Source organism: Corallococcus macrosporus, from assembly GCF_017302985.1.
GTDB lineage: Bacteria > Myxococcota > Myxococcia > Myxococcales > Myxococcaceae > Corallococcus > Corallococcus macrosporus_A.
Genome location: NZ_JAFIMU010000007.1, coordinates 1,178,982 through 1,191,648, shown reverse-complemented (window position 1 = coordinate 1,191,648; position 12,667 = coordinate 1,178,982). Strand labels below are relative to the sequence as shown.

General features: G+C 72.6%; 7 protein-coding genes. 5 read left to right on the top strand and 2 right to left on the bottom strand.

Going from position 1 to position 12,667, the window contains the following annotated elements; genetic code table 11:
- Window positions 1–7 precede the first annotated feature (7 nt).
- From JYK02_RS17165 to JYK02_RS17155, 3 genes are all read left to right on the top strand, one after another.
- On the top strand, window positions 8–1,429 hold the full coding sequence (locus JYK02_RS17165; protein WP_207052378.1) for a DUF1501 domain-containing protein: 1,422 nt from the start codon (window positions 8–10) through the stop codon (window positions 1,427–1,429).
- Window positions 1,430–1,483: 54 nt separating this feature from the next.
- Window positions 1,484–2,998 carry a hypothetical protein gene (locus JYK02_RS17160; protein WP_347402512.1) on the top strand — a complete coding sequence of 505 codons (1,515 nt, stop codon included), beginning with the start codon at window positions 1,484–1,486 and terminating at the stop codon, window positions 2,996–2,998.
- A gap of 89 nt (window positions 2,999–3,087) precedes the next feature.
- Window positions 3,088–6,822: a VCBS repeat-containing protein gene (locus JYK02_RS17155; protein ID WP_207052377.1), complete on the top strand. Its 3,735-nt coding sequence runs from the start codon at window positions 3,088–3,090 to the stop codon at window positions 6,820–6,822.
- Window positions 6,823–6,831: 9 nt separating this feature from the next.
- Here the strand turns inward: JYK02_RS17155 and JYK02_RS17150 are convergent, their stop codons facing one another.
- Both JYK02_RS17150 and ligD read right to left on the bottom strand, forming a co-directional pair.
- Window positions 6,832–7,785 (bottom strand): DMT family transporter, encoded by a 954-nt coding sequence (locus JYK02_RS17150; protein ID WP_207052376.1) that lies wholly within the window; start codon window positions 7,783–7,785, stop codon window positions 6,832–6,834.
- A gap of 75 nt (window positions 7,786–7,860) precedes the next feature.
- A complete protein-coding gene (ligD, locus tag JYK02_RS17145) occupies window positions 7,861–10,461 on the bottom strand; it encodes a DNA ligase D (protein WP_207052375.1) in 2,601 nt (866 codons plus the stop codon).
- A gap of 255 nt (window positions 10,462–10,716) precedes the next feature.
- Here ligD and JYK02_RS17140 point away from each other — a divergent pair, with 255 nt between their 5' ends.
- Together JYK02_RS17140 and hutF are read left to right on the top strand one after the other, a co-directional pair.
- Complete coding sequence (locus JYK02_RS17140; protein ID WP_207052373.1) at window positions 10,717–11,208, top strand: DUF2383 domain-containing protein; 492 nt, start codon at window positions 10,717–10,719, stop codon at window positions 11,206–11,208.
- Between the two features lie 44 nt (window positions 11,209–11,252).
- Window positions 11,253–12,635: a formimidoylglutamate deiminase gene (gene hutF, locus JYK02_RS17135; protein WP_207052370.1), complete on the top strand. Its 1,383-nt coding sequence runs from the start codon at window positions 11,253–11,255 to the stop codon at window positions 12,633–12,635.
- Window positions 12,636–12,667 lie beyond the last annotated feature (32 nt).

Genomic DNA, 12,667 nt, shown 5'->3' with positions numbered 1-12,667 from the left:
GCCTGCGATGAAGAAGACACGCCAAGACGACCTCGTCAGCTCCCCCGAGCGCCGCACCTTCCTCAAGGCCGGAGCCGGCTTCATGGGCTCCCTCCTGCTGGGAGGCATCCCCTTCAAGGCCGTGGCCCAGGCGACGAACCTGGCCCCGCCCGACCGCTGCTTCGTGTTCGTGTACTTCAGCGGCGGCTGGGACCAGTTGCTCGCGTTCGACCCGCGCGACCCGGCGGTGTTCACCGCGGACCGCGTCAGCGAAACGCGCATCATGCCGGGCTACAGCCTGCTCACCGACGGCGCGTTCGCGCAGACGCCCGTCGTCCCCAAGGAGCGGGCGGGAGCGGGCCCGTCGAAGATTTCGTTCGGGCCGGCCATTGGCGACCCGCGCACGGCCAACCTGTCGGACCACTACGACCTGATGACGGTGGTGCGCGGCATCAACATGAGCACGCTCACCCACGAGGTGGGCTACCGCTACTTCCTCACGGGGAAGATGCCCATTGGCAGCGCGGCGCGCGGCTCCTCCACCGCGACGGAGATCGTGGGCCAGATGAAGCCCACGGTGCCCATCCCGTCCATCGCCCAGGGCGTGGAGTCCTACAACGACCGCTACGGCGGCTACGCCAACGCGCTGCGCGTCAGCGGCCTGGCGGACCTGGTGCTCACGCTGGATCCGCCCAGCGCGGCGCGCCAGCTGGACAGCGAAATCGAGAAGAGCCTCATCGACCTCAACGGTCAGCCCATCACCTGCGAGGAGCAGGCGCTCACCGCGCGGGGCGTGGGCACGGCGTATGAGAGCAGCCGCGGTCAGATGCAGACGGTGATGGAGAACAAGCTGTCGGACTCGTTCCGCTTCCAGCTGACGGCCAACCAGTCCGTGCGCGACTTCTACGGGCTCAACAACCAGGCCTACCCGTACAACAGCGCCGCGGGCCGCGCCGCCATGGTGGCCACCGCCCTGAAGAAGGGCATCAGCCAGTGCGTGTCCATCAACCTGGCCGGCGGCCTGGACACCCACTTCGGCACGCAGCAGACGCACGCGACCAACCAGCGCGCGGGCTTCAACGCGCTGAACCTGCTGGTGACGGACCTGCGCGCCACCCCGCACCCGGGCGGCGGCAACTTCATGGACCACACCACCATCCTGGTGTTCAGCGAGTTCGCGCGCACGCCCACCATCAACGCCACGGGCGGGCGTGATCACCACCTGTCCAATAGCTGCCTGCTGATGGGCGCGGGCATCAAGCACAACAGGGTGGTGGGCCGCAGCGGTGACATCGGCATGTCCCCGGGCATGGTGGACCTGCGCACCGGCGACAACGACCCCAATGGCTCCAACATCTTCCCCGAGCACATCATCGCGACGGTGCTGGCCTCGGCGAAGCTGGACTACAGCATCACGCGGGTGGACCCGCTGCGGTTCATCCTTGCCTGAACCTTGATGAGCACTCCCCTCATGCGTCCCCGGCAGCGCCACGGTTCCCCCACCGTGGCGCGTTTCCTCCCCCCCTCGCTCCTGCTGTTGTCCGCGGTGCTGTTCTCCGCGTGCGGCGAGGACGCCCCGCCGGGCAGCGACCCGGCGAAGCCCGCTTCCTTCACGGCCACCCAGGTCTCCACCACCCAGTCGCTCGCCGCGATGCCCGGCTTCGCGGACCAGTCCGGCGGCGGCATCTTCGCCACCGCGACGGGCGGAGCCGTGCGCTTGCGGTTGGATGGCACCAAGGCGGCGCTCGCCCCCCACCCGCAGAACACCGCGACGCCCGGCGCCGTGCGCGCCACCTTCCGCCTGGGGCCGCACAGCGCCCTGGTGGAGACGGACCGCGGCCTGTTCCTCGCGGACCAGGGCTGGCTCATCGAGCCGCTGTGGCAGGAGGTGCTGGGCACCGGCATCGTCGCCACCGCGCAGACGGCGGACGGCGCCGCCTGGATTGCCCACCCCACGGGCCTGTTCCAGATCCAGGGCGGCGTGCTCGCGTCGCTGAAGCTGTCCGGTCAGCCGCTCACCGGCATCACCACCATGACGGCCGCGCCCGCGGAGGACGGCCTTCCGGGCCTGTGGTTCGCGCGCGACGGCAAGCTGAACGTGGTGGTGGCCTCCGCGCCGGGCGTCTACCAGGTGCGCGGCACGGACGCGCCGCTCTCCGGCGGTGAGACGGTGCAGGCGCTGGCGGGGCTGGGCGCCGGCACGGGCACGCCGGGCGAGACCTGGGTGCTCACCAGCACCCGCCTGCTGCGCCGTGACGCGGCCGGCTGGGAAACGGTGGCGCTGCCGTCGCGGCCCGAGCAGCTCCTGGGCTCGGGGCGCTACCTCTGGGCCCGCGCGGGCGACCGGCTCTACACCTACGACGCGGACGCGAAGGTCTGGGGCGTCGCGGAGGGGCTGCCCTCCGGGTCGGTGACGCTCCTGGCGGTGGACGAGACCGGCTGCGCGTGGGCGCGCGTGGGGGACCAGGCCCTGGCCATCAGCCGGACGCCGGCGCCGCGCGTGACGGGGATGCACCAGGGCATGCTGGTGGTGGAGGACGGGCTGGTGGTCCAGGCCCACCTGCCGCCGGGCACCCCGCCCAAGAGCGTGCTCTTCCAGTTGGAGGGCCAGGAGGTCCATGCGACCGGGCCCGCGTACAGCTTCGGCGGCCTGGAGGCGGACGGAGAGACGCTCAAGGCGTTCTCCTTCGCCAGCCTGACGCCGGGTGGTCACACGCTGTCCGTGGTGTCCCGCTTCGAGGACGGCACGGAGGCGAAGCGGCAGCTGCCCTTCGTCTACCAGCCGCTCACCACGACCCCCAGCTACGCGCGCGACATCCGGCCCATCCACGAGGCCCGCTGCGCCAAGTGCCACACCACCAGCCCGGGCCGGCCGCTGAACACCTATGAGCTGTGGAAGTCCAACGCCCAGCTCATCAACGCGGCGGTGCGCGACCTGCGCATGCCCGCGGACGGGCCGTTGGATCCGCAGGGCATCGCCCTCATCCAGCGCTGGGTGTCGTCCGGCGCGCTGCCCTGACGCCCCCTGCTTCACGATTGCTTCCCCTTCAGTGCATGCGCCCGTCCTCCCTTCCCGGGAGGGCGGGCGCCCCCTTCCGAGGCACCCCCATGAAACGCTTCATCCGCGCGGCCCCCCTCGCCGCGCTGCTGACCCTGGGTTGTGACGGTGAGCTCAAGCCCGCGGAGCAGCTCCCCTACGTGGGCCCGTGCGAAGGGCTCGCGCCGCTGACGCTGTCCGCGGAGCCCACGACGGTGCGCTCCGGCAGCGTGGCCACGCTGACGGCCGGCGGCGGCAGCGGCCGCTACAGCTTCCGCGCGGAGGCCGGCGGCTCCTCCGGCGACATGCGCGGCAACCGCTTCGTCGCGGGCGCCACGCCCGCCGAGGACACGCTCACGGTCGTGGACGACCAGTGCGGCGGCTCCACCAGCGTGCGCGTGAAGGTCATCGCGGGCTTCGGCGTCGCGCCCGCGCGCGCGATGCTGCGTCCGGGCACGTCCTTCCAGATTGCGTTGGAGGGCCTGGTGGGCACGGCGACCTTCACGCTCACCACCAACGGCTCCGGCGGCACGCTCACCGACACGGGCGTCTACACGGCGGGGCAGGTGGAGGCGCAGGACGTCATCACCGTGCGCGACACGAAGTCCGGCGATACGGCGGTGCTCCAGTACACCGTGAGCAAGGCGGCGAAGCTGGTGGGCGACCCGCCGTACCTGGGCGTGCCGTCGGGCGCGTCCGCGCCGCTGGGCACGGCGGGCGGCACGGACCGCGTGACGTGGACGAAGAAGTCCGGTCCCGGCACCATCGTCAACGGCCGCATCGTGGTGGAGGCGGGCGCGACCGGCACCATCGTGCTGGAGGCGAAGGACGCCTTCACCCCCGACGTGGCCACGGTGTCGGTGCGCGTGCTGGATGAGCTGACGCGGCCCCTGCTGGCGCACGGCAAGCTGTCGGACGTGGCCACGCTGGTGACCGCGGACTTCGACGGCGACGGCATCCAGGACCTGGCGGTGGGCCAGCGCGAGAGCGAGCTGGCGCGCCCCACGGGCGGCGCGGTGTTCGTCTACAAGGGCAGCGCGTCCGGCCTGCCCTCGAAGCCCACCTGGGTGCTGTCGGGTGAGACGGAGGGCGCGCTCTTCGGCGACATGCTGGCCGCGGGCGACCTGGACGGCGACGGGCACGCGGACCTGGCGGTGTCGTCGCCGGGCGCGGACGTCACCATCGGTGACTCGGGCGCGGTGTACCTCTACACGTTCAAGGCGGGCCAGGCGCCCGCGCTGCTGCGGCCCGCGCTCACCGGCCTGGGCCGGGGCGGCTTCGGCACGGGCATGGCCATCGCGGACGCGGACGGCGACGGGGACATGGACCTGTTCGTGGGCTCGCCCGGCGGCGACCTGTCCACCCTCTCCGGCATCAGCCGGCGCGGCGTCATCGACATCTTCATCCTCTCCAAGGGACAGCCCGTCCCGGACCTGCCGGCGGTGCGCCTGGGCGGCCAGGACATCGACAAGGACGGCAAGTTCGTGCTGCGCAGCACCACGGAGCTGGGGCGTGCCCTCTCGGTGGCGGACCTCAACGACGACGGCCGCCCGGACCTGGCGGCGCTGCACCGGCTGACCCGCTACAAAGCGGACGGCATCACTCCCGACGGTCAGCAGATGGCCGTGGCGGTGTACTTCGCGCGGGCCTCGGGCGCGCGCTACCGCTCCGCCCCTGACCTCTACGTGCTGGTGTCCAACACCGCGGTGGAGACGCTGGGCAACGAGGGCACCTGGCGCCTGGGCACCATCCCCGCCGAGGGCAGCCGGCCGCCGTTCCTCCTGGTGATGGCGGACAAGGCGGACTCGCCGGACCTGCGGACGTCGGGCGGCGTGGCGGCGCAGCAGGACGCGGGCGGCGCGTACCTCTTCGACCTGCGGAGCGCGAAGCTGGTGGACGACCCGGCGGCGGTGAACCCTCCGACGGTGGCGCTCTCCAGCGCGTTCGCGCGCTTCTACGGCGACGCGCGCGGCATCACCGCGACGCGCAGCTGGGCGGTGATGGACGTGGACGGCGCGGCGGGGCCGGAGCTGCTGCTGGGCGCGCCGTACGCGTCGGTGACGGCGGGCACGACGACGCTGGGCAACGCGGGCAAGGTGCTGGTGTTCCCGCTCACCGGCGTGTCGAAGGACACGGTGATGAACAAGCCGCTCGCGGCGCTGGGCGGCGCGGCGAAGTCGGAGGTGCTGGGCGCGGGGCTCGCGGCGTGGACGCTGCCGTCCGGTCCGGTGCTGGTGGGCTTCGCCGGCCGCGCGTCGTCGGCCACGGGCGCGTTCACCGGCCGCGTGGACGTCTTCACCAAGGCCGGCGCCACGGTGGCGGACTGGTCGCGCAGCGGCCTGGACGTGACGGCGAAGGCCAGCGTGGAGCGCTTCGGTGAGGCCGTGGCGGTGTCGCGCCTCAACGGCAAGGTGATGGCGCTGGTGGGCGCGCAGGGCTTCTCCGGCCCGGGCCCCAACAACGACGGCGCGGACCTCACCGTGGGCCGCGCGTACACCTTCGACACCGCGGAGCCCGGCAAGGCCACCGTGGCGGGCGAGGGCGCCAGCTCCCCGTGGTACGGCGGCCGCAACGTGGGCGTGGACGTCGCGTTCACGGACTTCAACGGCGACGGCCGGCCGGACATGGTGGCCAGCGCCACGGGGCTCGTCATCCCGGCGACGAACTCCGCCGCGACGGAGCGCGACCCCTACGTGCAGAACGCCTGCATGACGACGGCCACCCAGTCGCTGGGCGGCCTGCTGGTGTCGGCGGGACAGGCGGACGGCACCTTCAAGCCGGCCTACCGCGTGTTCGCGCCGTCCGTGGTCGCCACCTGCGACGACGCGGCGGCCACGAAGTGCAAGCGCACCACCATCGGCCGGGGCGTGGTGGGCGGCTTCGACTTCAACGGCGACGGCAAGCAGGACGTGGCCGTGCTGCGCGACCGCGGCATGGACGTGTTCCTGGGCCGCGCGCCGGAGGATGCGACGCTCGCGAAGCTCACGCTGGCGTGCGACCCCGCGTACTCCTGGCCGTCCACGCCCGTCGTCTGGCCGCCCGCGCAGTGGAACACCACCGCGCTGCCGCAGACCTCCGCCATCGCCACCGTCGGCGACCTCAACGCGGACGGCTGCGACGAGGTGGCGTGGCGCTACTCGGACAACACGCACTCGGGCATCGTGATTGTCTACGGCCACGACGCGGGTGGCGCGAAGTGCGGGGGCCGCAAGGTCGGGACCACCGTGCGCATCGCCGGGGACGCGGAGGTGTCGCGCGCGTTGATGAACCTGGGCGTGGCCACCACGCGCGCGGGCCGCTTCCTGGGGGACACGCGGGACTTCCTCGCGGTGAGCGCCAACAACTACCTGGTGGACGGCGTCAGCCAGCAGGCGGTGCTGCTCATCCAGACCTCCAAGCTCACCCCTCCCGCCGCCGGTGAGACGCTGCTGGACGTGGCGGACCTGACCCCGCTGAACCTCACCTACCGCGCCCGCGCGGTGAGCTTCGGCACGTCGCTGTCGGGCGGCAGGGACCTGAACGGCGACAGCATCCCGGACCTCTGGGTGGGCGCGCCCAACGCGTCGGTGGCCTCGGACGGCGACGGCGCGGCGTTCCTCTTCGCTGGCGGCGCGAAGTCCACGGGCCCGCTGTCACCCTTCCTGCTGGTGGTGGGCGACGGCGCCGAGCGCTCGTTCCTGGGCCAGTCCATCTCCGTCGTCCCCGGCTCCGGAGGCTCGCCGCCCACGGCCGTCATCGGCGCGCCGAGGAGCTACCGCACCGGCACGCAGAACGGCACGGCGTACGCGCTGCCCCTGCCGTTCTGAGTCACGGCCTCATGCCGCGGGGGGGGCTTCCGGAGGCGCCTTCGCCTCCGGGGCCTCGTCGCGGTTGGCGAGCGCCGCCGCGGAGAGGATGAGCGCGCCGCCCGCGATCAGCGACGGCGTGAGCGGCTCACCCAGCAGCGCCACGCCCAGCGTCACCGCCACCAGCGTGTCCAGCAGCGCCATGGCGCCCAGCGCCGCCAGCGAGATGCGCGGCAGGAGCCAGTACAGGCACTGGTAGGTGAGCACCGTGCCGCCCAGCGCCAGGTACAGGAGCGCGCCCACCGCCCGGGGCGTCCAGTGCGATGGCTGGTTCCACTCCAGCAGCGCGGACGCGGAGAGCAGCAGCACCGCGCTGCTCATCGTCTGCACCAGCGTGAGCAGGTGCGGCGGCACGTGCGTCATGTGGCGGCGCACCAGCACGTTGGCCACCGCGACCACCGACGCCGCGAACAGCGTCATCATGCAGCCCACCACCACCTGCCCGGAGAAGCTGAGCGACACCAGCTCCTGGTGCTGGAGGGCCACCACGCCCGTGAGGCCCAGCGCCGCCGCGAAGAGCTTGCGCCCGGTGAGGTGCTGATCCGGGAAGACGATGCGGCCCACCAGCAGCAGCCACACCGGGAAGGTGGAGAAGAGCAGCGCGGACCAACTGGAGGGGATCCACTGCTGCGCCACGAAGAGCAGGCCGAAGGGCACCGCGAGCTGGAGCACGCCCAGCCCCGCGATGCGCCACCCGGTGCCGCCCCCCAGCGCCGTCCCGCGCGAGCGCGCGAAGGGCAGCAGCGCCAGCCCGGCGACGAGCATGCGCGTGCCCACGAAGCGCAGCGGCGGCAGGTCCTCCAGCCCCACCTTCACGGCGGCCCAGGTGGAGCCCCAGAGGACGAAGCAGGTGGCGTACGCCAGGGACACCTTCCACCGCGGCGCGGGCTTCGCGACGGGCGTTACGACGGTCACGGACGACATGGCGGCGCGGGCAGTAGCACGCGCCGCCCCCTTCCGGGAAACATCCGCCCAGGGAGCGGCGCGTCAGCCGCCGGCTCACTCGTCCGGCAGCACCTGCTTCACCCGGAGCACGGGCGCGAACAGGTCGCCTACGGCATCCAGGCGCTTCTTCAGCGTCTCCAGGCGGAAGCGGTGCGGGTCCAGGCGGCCGTTCACCTCGCTCCACTCCACCGGCGCGGAGAAGGGCGCGCCCTCCACGGCGCGCAGGGAGTAGGGCGCCACCACCGTCTTACCGCGCGCGTTCTGGCCCGCGTCGATGTAGAGCCGTCCGCAGCGCTCGCGGATGGAGCGCTCCGTGGTGGCGATGTCGCCCAGCTCCTCCTCCAGCTCCCGCGCCCGCGCGTCCGCGAACGCCTGGGTGCGCGCGTAGGTGTGTCCCGGCGCCAGGGGCACCAGCACGTGCAGGCCGCGCTTGCCGGACGTCTTGGGGAAGGACTTGAGGCCCAGCTCGTCCAGGCGCGCGTGCAGCAGGGTGGCCACCCTCACCACGTCCTTCCAGCCGCCCTCGCCGGGGTCCAGGTCGAACACCACGAAGTCCGGCTGCGCCAGCCGGGGCGCGTGTGACAGCCACATGTGCAGCGTGAGCGCGGACTGGTTGGCCAGCCACAGCAGCGCGGACGTGTCCTTCACGTTCACGTGGCGCAGCGTCTTGTCCTCGTGGCGCACGCGCAGCGTGGGCAGCCACGCCGGGATGCCGGACAGCTCATGCCGGAAGAAGCCCGGCGCCTGGATGCCCGCGGGCCACTGCTGGTGGGCCAGGGGCCGGTCCGCGAGCACGGGCAACAGCAGCGGCGCCACCTGCTCGTAGTACGCGAACACGTCCGCCTTCGTCAGGCCGGAATCGGGGAACAGCACGCGGTCGCCGTGCGTGAGCGCCACCTCCGGCGAGCGTCCGGACTTCGCGCGCGGCGTCTTCTTCGCGGCGGGGGCCTTCGTCGTCGCGGTGCGGGCGGAGGCCTGCACCGGCGCGCGGCGAGAGCCCCGGCGCGCGGCGCCCTCGATGGGGGCGGGGTGTTCCCGCACGACCTCCTTTGGCACCTTGTCGCTGCGCAGGCCCTGGAACACGGGGTGGCGCAGGCGGCCGTCCTTCGTCCACTCCGTGAAGTTCACCTGGGCCACGTACTTCGGCTTCACCCAGACGGTGTCCGTGTTCGCGGGCGCGTCCACGGCGGAGGGCTTCTTCACGCGCGTGGCGTCCAGCAGCCAGCGCAGCTCGCGGCGGTCCGCGGAGGTGTAGCCCGTGCCCACCTTGCCCACGTCATGGAAGCCGTCCTTGCCGCGCACGCCCACGCGCAGCGCGCCAATCTCCGACTTCGCCCGCTCGTTCTTGATGGGCAGGTACCCCAGGATGACGACCTCCTGGCCCGCGACGACCTTCAGCTTCAGCCAGTCCCCGGAGCGCGTGCCCGTGTAGGGCGAGTCCTTGCGCTTGGCGATGATGCCCTCCCACCCCTTGCGCCGCGCCTCCAGCAGCGCGCGCGACAGGTTCAGGTCCAGCTTGTCGGAGAGCTGCAGCGGCAGCTCCACGGAGGCCATCAGCTTCTCCAGCCGCGCGCGGCGCTGCTCGTAGGGCAGCTCGCGCAGGTCCTCGCCGTCCAGCCACAACAGGTCGAACACGACGAAGCGCTGCTCCGTGCCCTCCTCGGTGTGCTGCAGGAGCTGGAAGCGCGAGCGGCCCTTCTCGTCGAGCGCGACAATCTCTCCGTCCACCACCACGTCGTGCGCGGGCAGTTGCCGCAGGCTCGCCGCGAGCCGCGCGAAGCGGCCCGACAGGTCGTTGCCCCGGCGGCTCTGGAAGGCGATCTTCCCGTTGGTGACGGCGCACACGGCGCGGAAGCCGTCGTACTTCACCTCGTAGGCGTGCGTCTCGTCGTGCACCTCGTCGGACACCGCCAGCCGCGCCAGCATGGGCGGCCACACGCGCTCCAGCAGCTTCTCCGGCGAGGACGGCGGACGGGCCGCCTTCGACGGCTTGCGCACCGTCTTCGGGATGCGGGCCCGGGGCGCCGCGCGCACGGGCGCCGCGGGCCTCTTGTTGCGCAGCACCCCCGGCTTGCGGGGACCGCGCGTCTCCACCTGGCCGCTCTTCACGGACTCGGGGCGCTCCACCGTGACGTCGTAGTCGGCGCTGGCGTACGCATCCTTTGCCTTGAAGAAGAGCCACTGCGCCTTGCCGCCGCGCGGACGGGTGCGGATGAGGTGCCAGCGTCCCTTCAGCTTCGCGCCGTGCAGCACGACCTCCAGGTGCCCGCGCTTCAGCTGCGCTGCGGCGTCGCCGGGGGGCACGACCTCGAAGGTGCCGGACTCCCAGAGCAGCGAATCGCCGCCGCCGTACTGGTCGTCCGGGATGTGGCCCTCGAAGTCCGCGTAGGAGCGCGGGTGGTCCTCCGTCTGGACCGCCAGCCGCTTCACCGCCGGGTCATGGCTGGGACCCTTGGGGATGGCCCAGCTCACCAGGACGCCGCCAATCTCCAGCCGCAGGTCGTAGTGCAGCCGCGTGGCGTCGTGCTTGTGGATGACGAAGACGGGGGCGCCCGCCTTCGGTGCCACCGCGTCCGGGGACGGCTCGGGCGTCAGGTGGAAGTCACGCTTCGTCTTGTAGCGGCGCAGCCGGCGCTGGGTGTCTGAAGTCTTCACCCTGCAACGCTCTGCACAGGAGGGCGGGCGCGCAATTCCTCCCATCGGTTGGTGGGCAGGCAGGAAGGCAGGCGCTCCCCGCGCGGACCCGGTGTCTGATTTATCGGCCACACGCACGAAGAGGCGCCGTGGCCGTCCGCCCGCCCTGGGTTCGGCGGAGGGATGGGTCGGGGCCAGGTGCTTGGTAACGGGAGGATGAATCCCCACATTGTTCGGGCCCGAGCATTCGCCACACCCGGTTGAAGGAGGCACCCCATGGCCAACAAGTCCGAAGTGGATCGCCTGCACAGCCTGGCGCAACTGGATGCCGACGCCGTGGGCGCGTACGACGTGGCCATCGCCAGCATCGGGCCGGCCCTGGTGCGCGAGCGGCTCAACCGCTTCCGCGCGGACCACCTGCGCCACGTGCAGGACCTCAACGCGCTCATCCGTCACTTCGGGGGCGAGCCGGTGGCGCTGCGACCGGACCTGAAGGGCTCCGCGATGAAGGGCCTGACGGCCATGACGGGGCTGATGGGCACGGAGGCCACGCTGTGGGCCATGCTCGGCAACGAGGAGCTGTTCGACCGGGCCTATGAGCTGGCGCTCCAGTTCGAGTGGTCCCCGGAGGTGAAGGCCCTCATCCGCCTGCACCGCGAGGACGAGCGGCGCCACGGCACGTGGATCCGCGACGCGGTGCGCACCCGTCCCTGGGCGGAGGGCCGCGTGCCCTCCTTCATGGGGGACACCGCCGAAATGGGCGCCTGAAGCCGCTACCGCGCGCCGCGGCGAACTGGCATACGCTGCCGCGCGTGAGCGACATCACTGTCTACCAACCCGACTTCCTCTTCGTGGACGGGCGTTTCCACGAAGGCCGTGCGCTGGCGGTGGGCGCGGATGGCCGTGTGCTCGCCGCGGTGCCCGAAGGCGCGCGCGTGGAGCGGCTCGCGGGGCGGGCGCTGCTGCCGGGGCTCGTCAACGGCCACTCGCACGCGTTCCAGCGGCTCATCCGCGGACGCACCGAATACGTGGCGTCCGCCGGCGGGCAGGACGACTTCTGGTCCTGGCGCGAGGCGATGTACCGCGCCGCGGAGGCGCTCACGCCGGAGGAGATCCACGTCGCCTCCCGGCAGGTGTTCCTGGAGATGGTGCTCGCGGGCATCACCACGGTGGGCGAGTTCCACTACCTGCACCACCAGCCGGACGGCACGCCCTACGCGGACCGCAACGCGCTGGCGCACGCGGTCATCCGCGCGGCCACGGACGTAGGGCTGCGCATCTGCCTGCTGCGGGTGGGCTACGCGCGCGCGGGCTTCAACGTGCCCGCGAACCCGCGCCAGCGCCGCTTCATCGACGCGGACGTGGACGCGTTCCTGTCCACCACGGAGGCGCTGTCGCACGCGGTGCGCGGAGACGCGCGGGTGGGCGTGGGGCTCGCGCCGCACAGCGTGCGCGCGGTGTCGAAGGACTGGCTGACGCAGGTGGCCCGCACGGCGCCCGCGAGCATGCCCATCCACATGCACGTGGCGGAGCAGCCCAAGGAGATCGAAGCGTGCCTCGCGGAGCACGGCCGCCGTCCGGTGGAGCTGGTGGCGGACGTGGGCCTCCTGGGGCCGCGCTTCACGGCGGTGCACGGCGTGCACCTGACGGACGCGGAGGTGACGCTGCTGGGCCGCGCGGAGGCCACGGTGTGCGCGTGCCCGTCCACGGAGCGCAACCTGGGGGACGGCATCGTGCCGGCGGACGCGCTGGTGAAGGCCGGGGCGCGCGTGAGCTTCGGCTCGGACAGCCAGACGGTGGTGGACCTGCTGGACGAAGCCCGTCAGCTGGAGCAGCACCTGCGGCTGGTGCGGCTGCGCCGGGCGGTGCTGGACCCGGGGACGGGGACGCTGGACGGCCTGGCGGCGCGGCTCTTCGACATGGCCACGGTGCAGGGCGCGCGGAGCCTGCGGATGGGCACGGGGACGCTGTCTCCGGGGGCGCAAGCGGACTTCTTCACGGTGGACGTGCGGCACCCGTCGCTGGTGGGCGCGGGGACCGCCTCACTCCTGCCGGGCATCGTCTTCGGGGCGGCGGGAGGCGCGGTGCGCGAGGTGGCGGTGGCGGGCCGGCTCCTGGTCCGCGACGGCCGGCACCCGCTGATGGAGGAGAGCGGCCGGACCTTCCAGCAGCTCGCCCAGCGCCTCTACCCGTAAGCGGGACGGGGTTCGATATGGCGGGCCCGCCA